The sequence below is a fragment of the Luteibacter sahnii genome (genome assembly GCF_034063545.1).
In the GTDB taxonomy this organism is placed as follows: Bacteria; Pseudomonadota; Gammaproteobacteria; order Xanthomonadales; family Rhodanobacteraceae; genus Luteibacter; species Luteibacter sahnii.
The window spans coordinates 102,660-121,939 of the sequence record NZ_JAQLOK010000002.1 but is presented as its reverse complement, the minus strand read 5'-3'; the positions used below and the strand labels follow the sequence as shown (position 1 = coordinate 121,939).

Here is a 19,280-nt window from a genome sequence, read left to right as displayed (position 1 = left end):
CATGGCCGATCAACTCTTCGACCACCTCTTGCTGCCGGTGCTCTACATCCTGGCGATCGTGCTGCCGCTCGTGATCGGCGTGGCGATGTACGTCTGGTGGGAGCGCAAGGTGCTTGGCTGGATGCACGTGCGCATGGGGCCCAACAAGGTCGGCCCCGCCGGCCTGCTCCAGGCGTTCGCCGACGTGGTCAAGCTGCTTCTGAAAGAAGTGGTGCTGCCTACCAATGCCAACAAGCTGCTCTATTACCTCGCGCCGTTGCTGGCCCTCGTGCCGGCGCTCTGCGCCTGGGCGGTGGTGCCGTTCGGCCCCGGGGTGGTGCTCGCCAACGTCAACGCGGGCGTGCTTTACCTGCTCGCGATGACCTCGATGGGCGTGTACGGCATCATCCTGGCAGGCTGGTCGTCCAACTCGCGCTACGCGATGCTCGGTGCCATGCGCGCCGCGGCGCAGGTCATCTCGTACGAACTGGCGATGGGCATGTCCATCGTGTGCGTGCTCGTACTCACCGGCAGCCTGAACCTCTCCGCTATCGTCGATGCGCAGCAGGGCGGCTTTTTCAGCTGGTACTGGCTGCCGCTGCTGCCGGTATTCGTCATCTACTTCGTGTCGGGCGTGGCGGAAACCAACCGCGCGCCGTTCGACGTGGCCGAGGGCGAGTCGGAGATCGTAGCCGGCTTCCACGTGGAATACTCCGGATCGCCGTTCGCGCTGTTCTTCCTCGCCGAATACGCCAACATGATCCTGGTGAGCTTCCTCACCTCGGTGCTGTTCATGGGCGGCTGGCTGTCGCCGTTCCCCGCGTCGTGGGGCCTCATCGGCCACGGCGGTTTCCACTGGCTGTTCATCAAGGCCTTCTTCTTCGCCTTCCTGTTCCTCTGGTTCCGCGCCAGCTTCCCGCGCTACCGCTACGACCAGATCATGCGTCTGGGCTGGAAGGTCTTCATCCCCATCACCATCGTCTGGGTCCTCGTTGCCGGCTGCATGAAGTATTTCGGCTGGGTCCACATCGGCACGGGAGCCTAAAGAGCCATGTCCCGCGTAACCCATTACTTCAAGAGCCTGCTGCTCATCGAGCTGTTCAAGGGCATGGGCCTGACCATGCGCTACATGTTCAGCCCCAAATACACGATGCGCTACCCGATGGAGCACATCCCCAAGTCGAACCGCTTCCGCGGCCTGCATGCCCTGCGCCGTTACGCCAACGGCGAAGAACGCTGCATCGCGTGCAAGCTGTGCGAGGCGGTGTGCCCGGCCCTGGCGATCACCATCGACTCGGCGCCCCGCGCGGAAGACGGCCAGCGCCGCACCACGCGTTACGACATCGACCTGTTCAAGTGCATCTTCTGCGGCTTCTGCGAAGAGAGCTGCCCGGTCGACTCCATCGTGGAGACGCACGTGCACGAATACCACTTCGAACAGCGTGGCGAGAACGTGGTGACGAAGGCCCAGCTTCTGGCCATCGGCGACCGCTTCGAGCAGGACATCGCTGCCGCCCGCGCGCAGGACGCGGCTTACCGCTGAGCGCCCCGGGAGATATGCGATGAATACCGATCTGCTCCAACTTATCTGTTTCTACCTCTTCGGAGGCGTGGCGGTTATCGCCGGCCTCATGGTCATCTCCGTGCGCAACTCGGTGCATGCCGTGCTGTCGCTCGTACTGGCCTTCTTCAGCATGGCCTGCGTGTGGTTGCTGGCCGAAGCGGAGTTCCTTGCCATCGCCCTGGTCGTCGTCTACGTCGGCGCGGTGATGGTGCTGTTCCTGTTCGTGGTGATGATGCTCGACATCAAGCAGGAGGCCGTCCGCGAGGGCTTCATGCGCTACCTGCCGGTGGGCGTCGTGGTCGCCGTGGTCATGCTGGTCGAGATGCTGGCGATGATCGGTGTCAAGGCGATGCATGCCCACACGCTCGGCCCCAACCCGGCCGGCAGCTCCAACGTCGCGTGGCTGGGCCAGGCCCTTTACACCCAGTTCCTGCTGCCGTTCGAGATCGCCGCGCTGATCCTCACCGTGGGTGTGGTCGCCGCCGTGGCGCTCACCCTGCGCCAGCGCCTGGGCGTGCGTCATCAGTCGGCCGCTCAGCAGGTGGCGGTCAAGGCCACCGATCGCGTCCGCGTGGTGAAGGTGCCCAGCGAAACGATGGCATCCGTCCGGCCGGCCCCCGCGCCGGTCGTCGATCCGACGCAGGAGAACGCCCAGTGATCACGCTTTCCCATTACATCGTGCTTGGCGCGATCCTGTTCTGCATCGCGGTGGCCGGCATCTTCATCAATCGCAAGAACGTGATCGTGCTGCTCATGGCGATCGAGCTCATGCTCCTCGCGGTGAACACCAACTTCGTGGCCTTCTCGCGTTTCTTCGGCGACGTGTCGGGCCAGGTGTTCGTGTTCTTCATCCTTACCGTGGCCGCGGCGGAATCCGCCATCGGCCTGGCGATCCTCGTGCTGCTGTTCCGTAACCGCAGCACGATCAACGTCGCCGAAATCGACAGCATGAAGGGTTGATCCGATGAGTCTCTCGCTTTCAATCCTGCTGACGATCGCCCTCGCGCCACTCGCGGGCGCGATCCTGGCCGGCCTGTTCGGCAAGCTGATCGGCCGGGCAGGAGCGCACAGCGCCACCATCCTGGGCGTCGCGATCGCCTGTGGCCTGTCGTTCTACGTGCTCTACCAGCTGGTCTGGGGCGGCGCCGACAACTTCAACCAGGATGTCTACACCTGGTTCGAGATCGGCCGCTTTCACGCCTCGGTGGGCTTCATGGTCGACCGCCTCACCGCCATGATGATGGTGGTGGTCACCTTCGTGTCGCTGCTGGTGCACCTGTACACCATCGGCTACATGGCGGAAGACCCGGGCTACCAGCGCTTCTTCAGCTATATCTCCCTGTTCACCTTCTCGATGTTGATGCTCGTGATGAGCAACAACTTCATGCAGCTGTTCTTCGGCTGGGAGGCGGTGGGCCTGGTGTCGTACCTGCTGATCGGCTTCTGGTACAAGCGCCCGACGGCGATCTTCGCCAACCTCAAGGCGTTCCTGGTGAACCGCGTGGGTGACTTCGGTTTCCTGCTGGGCATCTCGGCGATCCTGTATTTCCTGGGTACGCTCGATTACCAGACAGCCTTCGACCACGCGCCGGAACTGGTCGGCAAGACCCTGCAGATTACCCAGAACCACGCGTGGGATGCTGCCACCGTGATCGGCGTCCTGCTGTTCATCGGTGCCATGGGCAAGTCGGCGCAGGTGCCGCTGCACGTGTGGCTGCCCGATTCGATGGAAGGCCCCACGCCGATCTCGGCCCTGATCCACGCGGCCACCATGGTGACCGCGGGCATCTTCATGGTCGCCCGCATGTCGCCGATTTTCGAACTGACCGACACGGCGCTGTCGTTCATCCTCGTCATTGGTTCGACCACCGCGTTCTTCACGGGCATCATCGGCATCGTGCAGAACGACATCAAGCGCGTCATCGCGTATTCCACGCTCTCGCAGCTGGGCTACATGACCGTCGCCCTCGGCGTGTCGGCGTACAGCGGCGCGGTGTTCCACCTGATGACCCATGCCTTCTTCAAGGCGCTGCTGTTCCTGGGTGCCGGCTCGGTCATCATGGGCATGCACCACGAGCAGGACATGCGCTACATGGGTGGCCTGCGCAAGTACATGCCCGTCACCTGGATCACGATGTGGATCGGTTCGTTGGCCCTGGCCGGCACCCCGTTCTTCTCGGGCTTCTATTCGAAGGACGCCATCATCGAGGCCGTGGGCGAATCGCATCGCTGGGGCGCCGGTTATGCCTACTTCTGTGTGCTGGGCGGCGTATTCGTCACCTCGTTCTACAGTTTCCGCCTGCTCTACATGACCTTCCACGGCAAGGAGCGCTTCACGGTGGCGCACAAGGCGCATGGGCACGGCCATGATGCGCACCATGACGACGACCACGGTCACCATACGCCGGGCGTGCTTGAGCACGCACCGCACGAGTCGCCCTGGGTGGTCACCGTGCCGTTGGTGTTGCTGGCGATTCCGTCGATCGTGATCGGTTGGTTCACGGTCAAGCCGATGCTCTACGACGGCTGGTTCGGCAAGGCCATCCACGTGAATGAATCGAATGACGTACTGGGCGAACTCGCGCACGAGTTCCACGGCGTGATCGCTGCGGGCATCCACGGTTTCATGGCGCCGCCGTTCTGGATCGCCTTTGCCGCCTTCGCGATCGCCACGTACGTCTACCTGTTCAACCCGGCCGTGGCCGACAAGGCGAAGACCGCGCTCAAGCCGGTCTACGAGATGCTCAACCACAAGTACTGGATCGACGAACTCTATTTCGCGGTGTTCGCCAAGGGCGGTGTCAAGCTGGGCGAAGGCCTGTCGAAGGTGGGCGATACCGCCATCATCGACGGCGCCGTCGTCAACGGCTCGGCGGGCCTGGTCCGCCGCATCGCGGGTGGCATGCGTCACCTGCAGTCCGGATTCCTCTTCCACTACGCGTTCGCCATGATCCTCGGTCTGATCCTGCTCCTGGGCGGGTACTGGCTGATCGGGCAATAAGGGAAACGAGCTCTATGTCGAATCACTTGCTCAGCCTGCTGATCTGGCTCCCGGTCCTCGGCGCTGTCCCGGTGCTGCTGGCCGGTTCCGGTCGCCCAGGCGCCGCCCGCTGGATCGCCCTCCTCGTGGCGATCGCCACGTTCGCCGCCAGCCTGGCCCTGTTGCCCGCCTACGATGCCGCTACCGGCACGCTCCAGCTCACCGAATCGATGAGTTGGATCCCTTCGCTGGGCATCAACTACGCGTTGGCCGTGGACGGCATCTCCGTCGCGCTCATCGTGCTGACGACGTTCACCCAGATCCTCGTGATCGTGGGCGCGTGGGAGGTGGTGCAGAACAAGCCCCACCAGTACATGGCCGCGATGCTGATCCTCGAGGGCCTGATGATCGGCGTGTTCTGCGCGACGGACGCGATGCTCTTCTACGTGTTCTTCGAGGCCATGCTGATCCCGATGTTCATCATCATCGGTATCTGGGGCGGCCCGCGTCGCGTCTACGCCACGCTGAAGTTCTTCATCTACACGTTCTTCGGCTCCATTTTCATGCTGGTGGGCCTGCTCTACCTCTGGCACAAGACCGGCGGCAGCTTCGCCCTGGCCGACATGGCCAACGTGCACCTGACGATGACGGAGCAGAGCTGGCTGTTCTTCGCCTTCCTGCTCGGCTTCGCGATCAAGGTGCCGATGGTGCCGGTGCACACTTGGTTGCCGGATGCCCACGTGGAGGCGCCGACAGGTGGCTCGGTGGTGCTGGCGGCGGTGATGCTGAAGATCGGTGGCTACGGTTTCCTGCGCTTCAGCCTGCCGATCGTCCCCGACGCCTCGCATCAGTTCGCCTGGCTGATCATCGTGCTGTCGCTGATTGCCGTGTGCTACATCGGCTACGTCGCGCTGGTCCAGCAGGACATGAAAAAGCTGGTGGCGTACTCGTCGATCGCCCACATGGGTTTCGTGACCCTGGGTATCTTCATCGCGTTCCTGCTCGTGCGTGACTCGCAGAACGCCGACGCGGCCCGCCTGGGCATGCAGGGCGCGATGGTGCAGATGATCTCGCACGGCTTCATTTCCGGCGCGATGTTCAGCTGCATCGGCGTGCTCTACGACCGCCTGCACTCGCGCCAGATCAAGGACTACGGCGGCGTTATCAACGTCATGCCGGTGTTCGCGCCGTTCTACGTGCTGTTCGCCATGGCCAACAGCGGCCTGCCGGGTACCAGCGGCTTCGTCGGCGAGTTCATGGTGATCCTGGCCTCGTTCTCGGCCAACCCGTGGATCGCACTGTTCGCCGCGTTCACCCTGATCATCGGCGCCGCCTACACCCTGTGGATGGTCAAGCGCGTGCTCTGGGGCGACATCACCAACCCGCACGTGAAGGAACTCACGGACGTCAACGGCCGCGAGATCTTCATGCTCTCGGCGTTCGCCGCCGGCGTGCTGCTCTTCGGCATCTGGCCCGAACCGCTGGTCCACCTGATGGACGCGTCGGTGTCCCGCATCGTCGAACAGCTGGCCATCACCAAAGTCTGAGCGGGAATCAACATGCCTGGTATCAACGACATTCTCATCCTGCTCCCCGAGGTCTATCTCACCATCGCGGCGTGCGTGCTGCTACTTCTGGACGCGTTTCTGAAACCGTCGCAGAAGGGCGCCGTGCACTGGCTGTCGATCCTGGTGGTCCTGGTCGGTGCGTATCTGGTCGTCAGCGGCCAGCAGACGGGAAGCTCCGTCACCGCGTTCAGCGGCATGTTCGTCCGCGACGGCGTGTCGACCGTGCTCAAGCTGTTCTCGCTGGTGCTGATGGCGGTCATCTTCGTCTATGCGCGCCCCTACCTGAAGGCACGGGCGATTCCGTTCGGCGAGTTCTACACGCTGTCGATCTTCGCTACCGTGGGCATCCTGTTCCTCGTGGCCGCGGGCAGCCTGGTCACGGTGTACCTTGGCCTCGAACTGCTGACGCTCTCGTCGTATGCGCTGGTCGCGCTCAACCGCGATTCGCCGTTGTCGTCCGAAGCGGCCATCAAGTACTTCGTGTTGGGTGCCCTGTCCTCGGGCATGCTGCTGTACGGCATGTCGATGGTCTATGGCGCCACGCATAGCCTCGACCTGCACACGATCCACGCGGCCATCGTCGGCACCGAGTGGAAGACGCTGTTGCTGTTCGGCCTCGTCTTCATGATCGTCGGCATCGGCTTCAAGTTGGGCGCCGCCCCGTTCCATATGTGGATTCCCGACGTTTACCAAGGCGCACCCACGGCCGTCACGATCTTCATCGGTTCGGCGCAGAAGTTGGCGGCGTTCGGCATGGCGTATCGCTTGCTGTCGACGGGGATGGGCGACATCGCCGGCGGCGCGACCGGCCTGGCACCGCAGTGGCAGTTGATGATCGCGGTGCTTGCCGTGCTCTCGCTGGCGATCGGTAACTTCGTCGCCATCGTGCAGACCAACCTCAAGCGCCTGCTGGCCTACTCGACCATCTCGCACATGGGTTACCTGCTGGTGGGCCTGGTCAACGCCGGACCCGAGGGCTACTCGGCGTCGATGTTCTATGCCGTGAGCTACGCGATCACCAGCGCCGCGGCGTTCGGCATGATTCTCGTGCTGTCGCGCGCAGGCTTCGAGTGCGAAGAGATCGACGACCTCAAGGGCCTGAACCAGCGGTCGCCGTGGTTCGCCTTCCTGATGCTGCTGGTGATGTTCTCACTGGCCGGCGTGCCGCCGCTGTTCGGCTTCTACGGCAAGCTGCTGGTCCTGAAGGCCGCCATCGACGCAGGCATGCTGTGGCTCGCCGTGGTCGGTGCGGTCGCGGCGATCATCGGCTTGTATTACTACCTGCGCGTGGTCAAGGTGATGTACTTCGATGCGCCGTCGGAGGGCAGCGACGTGCGAGCCACGTCCGATGTCATGTCGCGCTGGATGCTCTCAATCAACGCGCTGGCGTTGCTGGTGCTGGGTTTCACCTGGTCGCCGCTGCTGGCGTGGTGCCAGAGCGCATTCGGCGGTTGATCGTGGGGACGCATCCGGCGCTTCCGGATGCGTCTTTCGCCTAGGCTCGTCGCTTTCTTTCACGAAGATGTAAGAAAGGGCTTGCAAGAATTCGGCCACGTCGCTATACTTTTTGACTCTGATGCGGGGTGGAGCAGTCTGGCAGCTCGTCGGGCTCATAACCCGAAGGTCGCAGGTTCGAATCCTGCCCCCGCTACCAGTTTTATCTTAGACGGCGCGATCTCATAGATCGCGCCGTCTTTCTTTGTGTCTCTTACATACGAGCCCACCGCGGGTCTTTCGGCGTTTCACGCAAGACGGAGTGCTGGGTCAGTTCACCGTGTACTCCGCGAACGACTGAGGTCGCATCCAGACGCGTTTACCCCCGCCGCTGACGCGGCGGGGCATCCACGTGACGACGATCCCTCATGGATCCGTCTCGCTGGGCGAACGCGAGCGTTCGTGCGGCGTGAGGGTGTCGCCAACATCGGATGAGCGTTGCCTGCGGATCGAAAGAAAACGCGCAGCCAGGAAGACCGGGGTGCTCTGGCTTCATGCCGCTGTCGAGCGTCATGTTCTGCTTCGTGATCTACGCATAGCGCTTCAGAAGTGCGCGTGTACCACGCATGCGTGGGTGGACATCGTGTCGAAGCTGATCGATTTTGCCAAAACCGTGCAATACCGACGTAGGGTGCGGGCGGCGACGATGCGTCCGTGACGCGGCAGCGAGCGTCGTGATGGCCGATCGTATGGCATGCACGATGAGGCGGACAGGGCCTTGGCAGACCCTGTCCGTCCCAGGCGATCCTTACTGGTACTGAACCCCGTTCACCACCACGTAGCCCGCGTACGGCCACGAGCTGCTGGTGCCATGGTGCGTCCAGTCGATGCCCTGGCTATCGTCGCTGTCGTAGTAATAGCGGCCCTGGACGTAGGACGAGTCGCCGACCTTTACCCACGGCCACGACGGCGCGTCCATTTCGTCGAGGTTGTTGACGATTTCGATTGTTACGTCGGGTGCGACCTGCACGTAGTAGTAGCCGTGCCAACCGCTGCGGGTCTTCTTCTTCGGAAGCACGGCGGTGACGACACCGCACACGTCTTCCGGCTGGTCGTCCGAGATGGCGCCGTTCTGGAACGCTTGTTGATCCTGGAGGAACTGGTCGTTATTGCAGGGCCAGGAGTCCGCTTTTGCCGACACCGAGAACCCCATGGATAACGCCACCACCCCGCTGCACAACAGCATCGAAAAAATCGGTTTCATGACGAGAATTCCTTTTGTTGAATGTGTGCGAGTCGCACTCGCGCGGCTATCTATACATCCGTAGATGACCGTTAGGCGACATGTGATGTGACAACGGGGGCGTGACATTCGCGAGCTGTGCGCTGTGTCATGTCCCTGGCGTTTCGCGCTGTCTGATGCCGATCTGATCCAGCGCGTTCCTGCGAACGCTTCGAAAGATCATTCGGTGGATCGTGCGACGTGGGCGTCGCTCACCGCAGGGCGAGCTGTATTCGCATCATGCGTTTTAAGTACCGATCGGCTGGCTGGACAACCGTGGATATCGCCCGTTGTTTTTCGACCCGCACGCCGACAGCGGTGGTTTCACTCTTTGCGTCGAGCATCGACGTCGTCGCGGTCGGGCGTCGCCGCACCGGCATGTGGATGAGTGCGTGCGTCCGCACGGAGCGGTCAAGCGCTTCGTTCGCTCGGGGCACCTTCCCTCGGTACACGGCACCCCACGACGACGCACCGGTTGCAACGACCAACCATCGGCACTTGTCCGCCCCGTGGCCTCGATCTACGGTGCGTGCGAATCCACACGGAGCGACACATGAGAACCATCGGAAACCTCATCTGGTTTATCTGCGGCGGCCTGTTGATGGGCCTGGGCTGGTGGCTTGCCGGCCTGGTTGCCTTGCTGACCATCGTTGGGATTCCGTGGGCGCGGTCGTGCTTCGTGATCGGTTCGTTCGCGTTTTTTCCTTTCGGCAAAGAAGCCGTCGATCGCCGTGAACTGACCGGCCAGGGCGACATCGGCACCAGTCCGCTGGGCCTGATCGGCAACGTCATCTGGTTCGTTTTCGCCGGGCTATGGTTGGCCATCGGTCACGTCTTTTCCGCCATCGCCTGCTGCGTCACGATCATCGGCATCCCGTTCGGGTGGCAGCACCTGAAACTGGCCGGCATCGCCCTTGCACCCATCGGCAAGACGGTGGTGAGCACGGACATCGCCGACGCATCGCGTCGCTTCCGCGCCGATGCGGCGGTCTATCGGATACGCGGCATGTAAGCCTCGCTTTAGAAGGGCGTTCCGCCGTCGCGAAACTCTGCGGTGCGCAAGATGTCTCGGCATATACGCAAGAAAAAGCGATCTTTGGTTCGAAGAAAAGGGCCTGTTTGCAGGCCCTTTTCGCATTCCTAGGAAATTTTTCCGACGGTGGAATGCGCCTCCTGTCACGCCTCCTGAGCGATGCGTTTACAGAGAGCCAAATATGAAAGCCACGCGAAAGATTCATCGCGCTTCGCTTGACGTGGAACAGGGGAGTAACGGTGGGAAGGGAGGGGTGTCGTGATTTCCTGCGGCTTGTTCGGCGCGAGGATTTCCACCGGACCGGACCGCCTGACGTCAAGCGCTTCCGTTGACGGAAGCATCCACGGGCTAACGAAGGACCATTCATGAAGATCGATGCACTCGCTGTTGGGATCACCCGCAAGTCGGCATTGACCGTCGCCGTCGTACTGGCGATGTCCTCGCTTTCCGCTCATGCCGACCAGGCGTGGGTTTCCACCAGCACGCAGGCCGCGATGTCGCCGGTCGCCGCCACCCGCACGCTCGCGACGACATCCAGCGCGTCGGCACCCCTGTCGGGCTATACGCTGAACATGACCGGTTCGCCGCATGTCGACGCGGCCGCCGTTTCCGCGATGCAGGGCGATCATCCGCTGCAGGTCACCGTGGCCATGAAGTTGCGCAACCCGGACGCGCTGCAGAAGTTCCTCGCCGCGGTGACGACGCCGGGCAACCCGCTCTATGGCAAGTTCCTCTCGCCGGCCGAATTCAAGGCGCGCTTCGCGCCCACGCAGGCCCAGATCGACGCCGTCGTGGCGCACCTGCGCCAGTCGGGCTTCGACAACATCGAGGTCGCGCCGAACAACATGCTCATCTCAGCCAGCGGTACCGCCGCTGCCGCGACCACCGGCTTCCATACCTCGATCAAGCGCATCAACGCGAACGGTCGCGAACTCTTCGCCAACGACACGCCGGCCCTCGTGCCGGCGTCCCTGGGCGACTCGGTGGGCTCGGTGCTCGGCCTGCAGAACGTGTCGGTCAAGCACACCCTGCACCACGTCTACCAGCCGGATAACGTCACCGCGCCTGGTCCGGCCGCACGCACGCAGGCCAGCGGCTCGGTGACCGCGCACCAGCCTCAGGACTTCGCCTCGATCTACGGTGGCTCCAGCGTGCCGGCGGCCACCAACACCACGGTCGCCGTCATCACCTGGGGCTCGCTCACCCAGACGGTGAAAGACCTGAACACCTTCACCAGCAACGCCGGGCTGCCGACGGTCAACGCGACGATCACCAAGGTGGGCAGCGGTACGTTCGCCAACGATCCGAACTCCAACGGCGAGTGGTCGCTGGACAGCCAGGATATCGTCGGCATCGCCGGTGGCGTGAAGCAGCTGATCTTCTACACCTCGCCCAACGGCGATACGAACTCGTCGGGCATCACCGACGCCGGTATCACCGCGACGTACAACAAGGCGGTGACCGACAACCTCGCCAAGCTGATCAACGTGTCGCTCGGTGAAGACGAAACGGCCGCGCAGCAGTCCGGTACGCAGCAGGCGGACGACAACATCTTCCAGCAGGCGGTGGCCCAGGGCCAGATCTTCTCCGTGGCCGCGGGCGACGCGGGCGTGTATCAGTGGTCGTCCGATCCCACCGAGGGTGCGCCGGGTTATGTCGCCAATTCGGCGGGCACGGTGCAGATCGATCTGACCCACTACTCGGTGAGCGAACCGGCCAGCTCGCCGTATGTGATCCAGGTGGGCGGCACCACGCTCTCCACCAGCGGCACGAGCTGGGCGGGTGAAACGGTGTGGAACGAAGGTCTCGCCACCATCGATCCGGGCAACGACAGCAACCAGCGCCTGTGGGCGACCGGTGGCGGCACCAGCCTTTACGAGACGGCGCCGTCGTGGCAGTCGTCGGTGTCCAGCTCGGGCAAGCGAGTCGGCCCCGATGTCGCGTTCGATGCGGCGTCGTCGTCCGGCGCGCTGATCGTGATCAACGGCCAGTCCGGCCAGCAGGTCGGTGGCACGTCGCTGGCCTCGCCGCTGTTCGTGGGTGCGTTCGCCCGCATCGAGTCGGCCGCCAACAACGGCATCGGTTTCCCGGCCTCGAAGTTCTACCAGGCGTTCCCGTCGCAGACCTCGTTGCTGCATGACGTGACCTCGGGCAACAACGGCTACCAGGGGTATGGCCAGGTGGCCGGCACCGGCTTCGACCAGGCGACGGGCTTCGGCAGCTTCGACATCGGCAAGCTCAACACCTACGCGCAGGCCAACTGGGTCAGCGGCGGCAGCACCGGTGGCGGTGGCAGCACCGGCGGCGGCGGCAGCACCAGCCCGAATTCGCTGCAGAACGGCGTGGCAAAGACCGGGTTGTCGGCCACCAGCGGCAACAAGGTAACGGGCTATTACGTGACCGTGCCGGCGGGTGCGACCAACCTGAAGATCGCCATTTCCGGCGGCACCGGCGACGCCGACCTCTACGTCAAGGTCGGTTCCGCGCCGACGACCTCGAGCTATAGCTGCCGTCCGTACCTCACCGGCAACAACGAGACCTGCACGTTCTCGTCGCCGCAGGCGGGTACGTACTACGTGATGCTCAATGCTTACCAGTCGTTCTCGGGTGTGTCGCTGAAGGCCACCTGGACCAACTGATTGATGGCGTGAGGTAACGGGCGCCCCTCCGCGAGGAGGGGCGCTTTTTTTTGGTTCTTCACGAAAGTGCGGGATGGATCGAACCATCCACCGGGCCACAAGGTGGATCGCTGCGATGGTCCCCGGACTTGCGTGAAGAAGCTTTTTTTATTCCGGGCCGTCGGGCATCGGCTCCCCCGGCTCGTAGACCTCGACACGAAAGTCGTGGTCTTCGTCGCGCAGAGGCTGGTCGAACGGCGATAGCGCGACCAGCCGGAGAAACATCACGTCGTGCACCTGCATGTCGGGATGCGCGAGGTGTCGCCACCACCGGCCAGCGATGCGCAGGCATCGTCCGATCGCGCCCCACCGGGGCGGCACGGCGGACGGTCTGACATGGATGCCGAACGAGACATCCAGGCGCTCGGGTTCGAAGTTGCCTAGCGGAATGTCCGAACCGATCTGAAAGTAGCGAAACGGCAGGCGTCGCCAGCTCTCCGGTGGAAGCGGGACGGTCTGGTCGTGCCCTTCGATATAGCCTCGCCCGTCGATCCACACCGCGACCCGGCCGTCGCTCCAGGCCTGCTCGGTGAGGATCGGGTCAGTCAGGTCGTAGACCCAGCGGCGACGCTCCTTGTAGAAGTGCCACTCCGATAGCGGCACGCTGAAGCTGATCCGTTTCATTCGCCTCTCCGTGGCGTCCAGGAGCCGATGATAGGCGTTGGGGCGACGGCGCGGCCATCCGGCGGAAGTCGTAGGCGCGACCGGGACGCCCTGGCGCGTTACGATCCCGATTCCATGGCAGGAGAGTCGCCCCCATGCAGATCCATGGCGCGTGCCATTGCGGTGCGATCGCGTTCGACCTCGACTGGCCCGACGGCGCGCCGATCCTTCCGCGCGCATGCGGCTGCACGTTCTGCCGCAAGCACGGCGCGGCGTGGACGGCGCATCCGGACGCGAGACTGACGGTGCGGATGACGCGGGAGGAGGGCGTCTCGGCCTACCGTTTCGGTACGCGAACGGCCGTGTTCCACGTCTGCGTGCGTTGCGGCGCGGTGCCGGTCTGCACCAGCGAGATCGGTGGACGGCGGTACGCGGTCGTGAACGTGCGCGCGTTCGAGGGGCTGCAGGACCCGCTGCCCGAGCCCTCGGCGTTCGACGTCGACGGCGAGGCGGAAGACGCGCGCCTGGCACGTCGTGTCCGGCGCTGGATCGGCACGGTGACGATGGTCGCCGACCGGCGAGCGCTTCCGGTTCTCGGCGATCCGTGAGATCGAGAGCGCCATCGACGGCCGGGCGAGTCGCGGGGGCGCCTTGCGCCGAGCGGGAAAAATAAGCTAGAATTCGCGAATCTTAAGCGCCGTTGACGAGTGTTTCGACATTCATGACCGGGATGCTTCAGGAACTTTCTTTTTACAAGAAAGCCTCCTCGTGAGGCTTTTTTGTTGGGCGCACGGAGGCGCCTGCGACACACTGTGAGCGCCGTCAGGGCATCGCGGAGGGCGCTGGAGGAAAGTGTCGGGATACATCGGCGACGAAAGGACTGGGCCGTTCGCGCCCTTTTTTTGTTTCTGGCGACCGGAAAAACCGCAGGCAACGTGGATACCAACGCACTTACACAGCGCTTCTCCGACATCGTGGCCGACCTCGGCCTTGAGGTGTTAGGCATCGAATTCCTCCCGTCGGGCGGCCAGAGCACGCTGCGCGTGTATCTCGACGTACCCGAGGGTGGCCGCGAGGGTCGCGAGTCCGACGAGGTCACGGTCGACGACTGCGAAGCCGCCAGCCGGGAGTTCTCGGCCTGGCTTGACGTTGAAGATCCGATCCCGGGCAACTATGTACTGGAGGTCTCCTCCCCCGGCATCGACCGCCCCCTGTTCACGGCGGCGCAGTTCGCTCGCGTGGCCGGCCAGGAGGTCAAGGTGTTGCTGAAGGCCCCCATTGAGGGCCGTCGCCGCCTGAAGGGCCTCGTGGCCGGCGTCGACGGCGAGCGCGTGACGCTCGAAGGCGAGGCCGGCCGGTTCGAATTCGATCATGCGGACGTCGAAAGCGCCCGCGTGGTGCCCGACTGGGTGGCTCTCGGCTATGCGCCGCAGCCGAAGCCCTCGTTGGGCGCGAAGAAGACATCCAAATAAACGAAACGACGGGATGCCTCGGGGCATCCGCACGGGAGTAGCGGCAATGAGCAAAGAACTTTTGCTGGTAGTCGACGCGGTCGCCAATGAGAAGGGCGTGCCGCGCGAAGTCATTTTCGAAGCCATGGAAGCGGCGCTGGCCTCGGCCGCCAAGAAGCGCTACCCCGATGAGGATCCCGACATCCGCGTCGAGATCAATCGCGACAACGGCGACTACGAAACCTTCCGTCGCTGGGAAATCATCGCCAACGATGGCGAGATGGAGGACCCCTCCTACCAGATCCGCCTGATGGACGCCGAGGACGAGGCGGGCGAAGGCGAAGTCGCCGAGGTCGGCGGCTGGATCGAACACCAGATCGAAAACGCCGAGTTCGGCCGCATCGCCGCCCAGGCCGCCAAGCAGGTGATCGTGCAGCGCGTGCGCGAAGCCGAGCGCCAGCAGGTGGTCGATGCGTTCGTCGATCGCGTCGGCGAACTGGTCACCGGTATCGTCAAGCGCGTGGAGCGCGGCAACGTCTATCTCGACCTGGGCAGCAACGCCGAGGCGTTCATCCCGCGCGACAAGACGATTCCCCGCGAGTCGGCGCGTGTCGGAGACCGCGTGCGCGGCTACCTCTACGAAGTGAAGTCGGAAGTTCGTGGCCCGCAGCTGTTCGTCTCGCGCAGCGCCCCCGAATTCATGATCGAACTGTTCAAGCTCGAGGTGCCGGAAGTCGGCCAGGGCCTGGTCGAGATCAAGGGCTGCGCCCGCGATCCGGGCGATCGCGCGAAGATCGCGGTAGTGGCCCACGACAGCCGCACCGATCCCATCGGCGCATGCATCGGCATGCGCGGTTCGCGCGTGCAGGCCGTGTCCAACGAGCTCAACGGCGAGCGCGTGGACATCATCCTGTGGCACGAGAACCAGGCCCAGTACGTCATCAACGCGATGGCGCCTGCCGAAGTGCAGTCGATCATCATGGATGAAGAAAAGCATTCCATGGACATCGCGGTGGCGGAGGACAAACTGTCCCAGGCCATCGGTCGCGGTGGCCAGAACGTGCGCCTGGCGAGCAAGCTCACGGGCTGGCAGCTCAACGTGATGACGCAGGATCAGGTCACCGCCAAGAGCGAGGCCGAACAGCAGGCAGCGCTTGGCATGTTCATGGACAAGCTCGAAGTCGACGAGGAAATCGCCGGCATCCTGGTCTCGGAAGGCTTCTCGTCGATCGAGGAAATCGCCTACGTGCCCAGCGCCGAGCTGCTTGCCGTCGAGGGCTTCGACGAAGACATCGTCGAAGAACTGCGCGCCCGTGCCCGCGACGCGCTGCTCACCGAAGAGCTCGCCGTCGAAGAACACGCCGAGGGTCCTTCGGCGGAGCTTCTCGAACTCGACGGCATGGATGAGGCCGTGGCCTACGCGCTGGCCGAGCGCAACGTGAAATCGCTCGACGACCTCGGTGACCTCGCGGTCGACGAGCTCATCGATATCGAAGGCATGACCGAAGAGCGTGCGAGCCAGCTGATCATGGCTGCGCGCGCGCCGATGATCGCCCGTCTGGAGAAGGGTGGCTGAGCGCGGGACCGGAAGCGCCCTGGAGGGGCGCCCCGAGGAAGGCCGACGGCCTTCCACCAGGGATGGAGGCAGCCGTACGGGTCATCGAACGGCACGTAAGGTGGGTACGCGCGGGAACGGCGGAGAGTAGAGAAACATGTCAGATATGACGATCAAACAACTGGCCCAGGACATGAAGATGCCGGTCGAAAAGCTGCTAGGGCAGCTCGACCGGGCCGGTATGAAATTCAGCAGTGCGGAGCAGACGATCAGCAGCACCGAGCGGATGAAGCTGCTCGGCTTCCTGCGTCGCTCGCACGGCAAGAGCGATCCCGCGTCCGAGGAAACGGGCGACGCGTCGCCGCGCCAGATCACCCTCAAGCGCCGCACCGTCGGCGAGCTCAAGGTGAACTCGGGCTCGGGGCGCGGCGCCGGTCCGGCCAAGACGGTCAACGTCGAGGTCCGCACCAAGCGCACGTACGTCAAGCGCAGCGCCATCGGCGACGACGCGCCGGCCGATGCCGGTCGCGACGATGCCGCGCGCCGTCTGGCAGAATCGCAGGCGCAGCGCGAGCACGAGGAATCGCAGCGTCGTGAGGAAGCCGCACGTCGCCAGGAGGCCGAAGAGGCCCGACTGGCGGCCGAGGCCGAGGCCCGTCGCCAGGAAGAAGCCGCCGAGGAAGCCCGCCGCCAGGCCGAGGCCGAGCAGCAGGCCGCCGCGGAGCGTGCGCGCGCCGAGGAGGCCCGTGTGGCCGCCGATGCCGAGAGCGCTCCTTCGGTTCCGACCGAGGCAGCCGCCTCCGACGATGCGCCGACGCACCAGGTCGCCAAGCTCGACACGCGTTCGCTCGGCATGATCCTGCCGCGCATCCACGAGCCGCGTAAGCGCGAGCGCGTGGTGTCCAAGCCCACGCCGCCCCCGGCGCCCGCGCCGGCACCGGCTGCTGCGCGTCCGGCGACCACCGTGCGTCCGGCGCCGACCGCCACGCCGGCGGCCCGCCCGTCGCCGGGCGCCGTCGCGGCGGCCAACGACACGCGTGGCAACGCGCGTCCGAAAACCGGCCCCGGTGCCGGTCGCGGTGACCGCGACGCCGGTGGCAAGCGGTTCGCCTCGGGCGAGATGCACCTGTCCGAAGCCGATCGCGCACGTCGGTCCAGCGGCAAGGGCGGTCGCGGCAAGCCGGGACGGGGCGGTCGCATCGAACCCAACCGCGGCCAGGCCGCGTCCAGCGGTCCGCACGGCTTTACCCGTCCCACCGCCGCCGTGGTGCGCGATGTGATGATCGGTGACAACAACGTCGTCGCCGAGCTGGCCCAGAAGATGGCGGTCAAGGGCGCGGAGGTCGTGAAGGCGCTCTTCAAGATGGGCGTGATGGCGACCATCAACCAGACGATCGACCACGACACCGCGGCGCTGGTGGTGGAAGAACTGGGCCACAACCCGGTTCGCGCCACCGACAACGATGCCGAGGCGGCGCTCGCCTCGCATACCCAGAGCGCGGAACTCGACGGCGAGAAGGTCAGCCGTCCGCCCGTGGTCACCATCATGGGTCATGTCGACCACGGCAAGACCTCCTTGCTCGACTACATCCGTCGCACCAAGGTCGCCTCGGGCGAAGCGGGTGGCATCACGCAGCACATCGGCGCGTATCACGTCGAAACCAGCCGCGGCGTGGTGACGTTCCTCGACACGCCGGGCCACGCGGCGTTTACCGCCATGCGTGCGCGCGGCGCGCAGTCCACGGACATCGTGGTGCTGGTCGTGGCCGCCGACGACGGCGTCATGCCGCAGACCGCCGAGGCGGTGAAGCATGCGCGCGCCGCGAAGGTGCCGCTTATCGTCGCGTTGACCAAGATGGACAAGTCGGACACCAACGTCGATCACGTCAAGCAGGGCCTCGCGAACCTTGAAGTCATCCCGGAAGACTGGGGTGGCGACACGCAGTTCGTCCCCGTCTCGGCGAAGACCGGCATGGGCATCGATGAACTGCTCGACGCCATCTCGATCCAGGCCGAAGTGATGGAGCTCAAGGCCGTGGCCGACGGTCGCGCCTCGGGCGTGGTCATCGAATCCAGCCTCGATCGCGGTCGCGGTCCGGTCGCCACCGTGCTGGTGCAGCAGGGTACGCTGAAGAAGGGCGACTTCGTCGTCTGCGGTGTGGAATACGGTCGCATGCGTGCCCTTATCGACGAAACCGGCCGCCAGGTCGGCGAGGCGGGTCCGTCGATCCCGGTGCAGGTGCTGGGTCTTTCCGGCGTGCCGGAGTCGGGCGACGACTTCGTGGCCGTCGAGGACGAGCGCCTGGCTCGCCAGGTGGCCGCCGAGCGCCAGCAGAAGCGCCGCGAGAACCGCCTTGTCACCAAGTCCAACCGTCTGGAAGACATCATGGCCCAGATGGGCCAGGGCGAAGGCCAGCAGACGCTCAACATCCTGGTCAAGGCCGACGTGCAGGGTTCGGTGGAAGCGCTGCGCGATTCCCTCACCCAGATCGGCAACGACCTGGTCAAGGTGAACGTCATCGCCTCCGGCGTGGGCGGCATCACCGAGTCCGAGGCCCAGTTGGCGGCGGCATCCAAGGCGCTGATCATCGGCTTCAACGTCCGTGCCGATGCGTCGGCGCGCAAGGTAATCGATACCTCGGGCCTGGATGTCCGCTACTTCTCGATCATCTACGACGTCATCGACCAGGTGAAGCAGGCGGCGTCCGGTCTGCTCGGCATGGAAGTGCGCGAGGAGATCATCGGCGTGGCCCAGGTGCGCGACGTGTTCCGCTCGTCGAAGTTCGGCGCGGTGGCCGGTTGCATGGTCATCGAAGGCATCGTCAAGCGCTCCAAGCCGATCCGCGTGCTGCGCGACAACGTGGTGGTGTTCCAGGGTGAACTCGAATCGCTGCGCCGCTTCAAGGAGCTCGTGGACGAAGTTCGCAACGGCACCGAATGCGGCATCGCGGTCAAGCAGTACAACGACGTGAAGGTTGGCGACCAGATCGAGTGCTTCGAGCGCATCGAAGTCGCCCGCACGCTGTAAGAAAAGCGGGGATGGGGGGTGGGAAGTGGGGGCGCATGGATGCGTCGTGAGCGGTACCGGTAGCGCCGCGAGGCGTATCCGGCTCCCTCAGGCGCACGTACATGCGCCCCCACTTCCCATCTCCC

The 19,280-nt window shown here is 64.5% G+C and carries 15 protein-coding genes and 1 tRNA gene; 14 read left to right on the top strand and 2 right to left on the bottom strand.

Annotation, left to right across the window (positions count from 1 at the left end; translation table 11 throughout):
• Position 1 precedes the first annotated feature (1 nt).
• The 8 genes from nuoH (at position 2) to PI246_RS05740 (ending at position 7,745) form a co-directional block, all read left to right on the top strand.
• Complete coding sequence (gene nuoH / locus PI246_RS05775) at positions 2–1,024, top strand: NADH-quinone oxidoreductase subunit NuoH (RefSeq protein WP_320550360.1); 1,023 nt, start codon at positions 2–4, stop codon at positions 1,022–1,024.
• Between the two features lie 6 nt (positions 1,025–1,030).
• Entirely contained in the window at positions 1,031–1,522 is a 492-nt protein-coding gene (gene nuoI, locus PI246_RS05770) for an NADH-quinone oxidoreductase subunit NuoI (RefSeq protein ID WP_320550359.1), read from the top strand.
• Between the two features lie 19 nt (positions 1,523–1,541).
• Complete coding sequence (locus tag PI246_RS05765) at positions 1,542–2,201, top strand: NADH-quinone oxidoreductase subunit J (protein WP_320550358.1); 660 nt, start codon at positions 1,542–1,544, stop codon at positions 2,199–2,201.
• Positions 2,198–2,503, top strand: a complete 306-nt coding sequence (gene nuoK / locus PI246_RS05760; RefSeq protein ID WP_320550357.1) for an NADH-quinone oxidoreductase subunit NuoK — start codon at positions 2,198–2,200, stop codon at positions 2,501–2,503. Before PI246_RS05765 ends, nuoK begins: the two co-directional genes overlap by 4 nt.
• A gap of 4 nt (positions 2,504–2,507) precedes the next feature.
• Positions 2,508–4,544 (top strand): NADH-quinone oxidoreductase subunit L, encoded by a 2,037-nt coding sequence (gene nuoL, locus PI246_RS05755; protein WP_320550356.1) that lies wholly within the window; start codon positions 2,508–2,510, stop codon positions 4,542–4,544.
• Positions 4,545–4,558: 14 nt separating this feature from the next.
• Positions 4,559–6,070, top strand: coding sequence for an NADH-quinone oxidoreductase subunit M (locus PI246_RS05750; RefSeq protein WP_320550355.1), 1,512 nt, complete (start codon positions 4,559–4,561; stop codon positions 6,068–6,070).
• Positions 6,071–6,082: 12 nt separating this feature from the next.
• Positions 6,083–7,546 (top strand): NADH-quinone oxidoreductase subunit NuoN, encoded by a 1,464-nt coding sequence (nuoN, locus tag PI246_RS05745; RefSeq protein ID WP_320550354.1) that lies wholly within the window; start codon positions 6,083–6,085, stop codon positions 7,544–7,546.
• A 122-nt stretch (positions 7,547–7,668) separates the two neighbouring features.
• Positions 7,669–7,745 (top strand) — tRNA-Met (locus PI246_RS05740).
• A 588-nt stretch (positions 7,746–8,333) separates the two neighbouring features.
• On the opposite strand, the gene PI246_RS05735 is transcribed toward PI246_RS05740, so the two are convergent.
• Entirely contained in the window at positions 8,334–8,789 is a 456-nt protein-coding gene (locus PI246_RS05735; RefSeq protein WP_320550353.1) for a hypothetical protein, read from the bottom strand.
• Between the two features lie 571 nt (positions 8,790–9,360).
• Between PI246_RS05735 and PI246_RS05730 the strand changes: the two genes are divergently transcribed.
• On the top strand, positions 9,361–9,819 hold the full coding sequence (locus PI246_RS05730; protein ID WP_320550352.1) for a YccF domain-containing protein: 459 nt from the start codon (positions 9,361–9,363) through the stop codon (positions 9,817–9,819).
• Between the two features lie 386 nt (positions 9,820–10,205).
• The gene (locus tag PI246_RS05725; protein ID WP_320550351.1) at positions 10,206–12,479 is read left to right on the top strand and encodes a protease pro-enzyme activation domain-containing protein; all 2,274 of its coding nucleotides are present in this window, start codon (positions 10,206–10,208) and stop codon (positions 12,477–12,479) included.
• 147 nt (positions 12,480–12,626) lie between these two features.
• Here the strand turns inward: PI246_RS05725 and PI246_RS05720 are convergent, their stop codons facing one another.
• A complete protein-coding gene (locus tag PI246_RS05720; protein WP_320550350.1) occupies positions 12,627–13,142 on the bottom strand; it encodes a hypothetical protein in 516 nt (171 codons plus the stop codon).
• A 134-nt stretch (positions 13,143–13,276) separates the two neighbouring features.
• Here PI246_RS05720 and PI246_RS05715 point away from each other — a divergent pair, with 134 nt between their 5' ends.
• From PI246_RS05715 to infB, 4 genes are all read left to right on the top strand, one after another.
• On the top strand, positions 13,277–13,729 hold the full coding sequence (locus PI246_RS05715; protein ID WP_320550349.1) for a GFA family protein: 453 nt from the start codon (positions 13,277–13,279) through the stop codon (positions 13,727–13,729).
• Positions 13,730–14,056: 327 nt separating this feature from the next.
• Positions 14,057–14,593 (top strand): ribosome maturation factor RimP, encoded by a 537-nt coding sequence (locus PI246_RS05710; RefSeq protein WP_320550348.1) that lies wholly within the window; start codon positions 14,057–14,059, stop codon positions 14,591–14,593.
• A gap of 46 nt (positions 14,594–14,639) precedes the next feature.
• Positions 14,640–16,148: a transcription termination factor NusA gene (gene nusA, locus PI246_RS05705; protein WP_320550347.1), complete on the top strand. Its 1,509-nt coding sequence runs from the start codon at positions 14,640–14,642 to the stop codon at positions 16,146–16,148.
• Between the two features lie 136 nt (positions 16,149–16,284).
• The gene (gene infB / locus PI246_RS05700; RefSeq protein WP_320550346.1) at positions 16,285–19,155 is read left to right on the top strand and encodes a translation initiation factor IF-2; all 2,871 of its coding nucleotides are present in this window, start codon (positions 16,285–16,287) and stop codon (positions 19,153–19,155) included.
• Positions 19,156–19,280 lie beyond the last annotated feature (125 nt).

Bases quoted from the DNA above. Each gene is read 5' to 3' on its own strand.
- nuoH (WP_320550360.1), top strand. From the start codon at position 2: ATGGCCGATCAACTCTTCGACCACCTCTTGCTGCCGGTGCTCTACATC.
- nuoI (WP_320550359.1), top strand. From the start codon at position 1,031: ATGTCCCGCGTAACCCATTACTTCAAGAGCCTGCTGCTCATCGAGCTG.
- PI246_RS05765 (WP_320550358.1), top strand. From the start codon at position 1,542: ATGAATACCGATCTGCTCCAACTTATCTGTTTCTACCTCTTCGGAGGC.
- nuoL (WP_320550356.1), top strand. From the start codon at position 2,508: ATGAGTCTCTCGCTTTCAATCCTGCTGACGATCGCCCTCGCGCCACTC.
- PI246_RS05750 (WP_320550355.1), top strand. From the start codon at position 4,559: ATGTCGAATCACTTGCTCAGCCTGCTGATCTGGCTCCCGGTCCTCGGC.
- nuoN (WP_320550354.1), top strand. From the start codon at position 6,083: ATGCCTGGTATCAACGACATTCTCATCCTGCTCCCCGAGGTCTATCTC.
- PI246_RS05735 (WP_320550353.1), bottom strand. From the start codon at position 8,789: ATGAAACCGATTTTTTCGATGCTGTTGTGCAGCGGGGTGGTGGCGTTA.
- PI246_RS05730 (WP_320550352.1), top strand. From the start codon at position 9,361: ATGAGAACCATCGGAAACCTCATCTGGTTTATCTGCGGCGGCCTGTTG.
- PI246_RS05725 (WP_320550351.1), top strand. From the start codon at position 10,206: ATGAAGATCGATGCACTCGCTGTTGGGATCACCCGCAAGTCGGCATTG.
- PI246_RS05720 (WP_320550350.1), bottom strand. From the start codon at position 13,142: ATGAAACGGATCAGCTTCAGCGTGCCGCTATCGGAGTGGCACTTCTAC.
- PI246_RS05715 (WP_320550349.1), top strand. From the start codon at position 13,277: ATGCAGATCCATGGCGCGTGCCATTGCGGTGCGATCGCGTTCGACCTC.
- nusA (WP_320550347.1), top strand. From the start codon at position 14,640: ATGAGCAAAGAACTTTTGCTGGTAGTCGACGCGGTCGCCAATGAGAAG.
- infB (WP_320550346.1), top strand. From the start codon at position 16,285: ATGTCAGATATGACGATCAAACAACTGGCCCAGGACATGAAGATGCCG.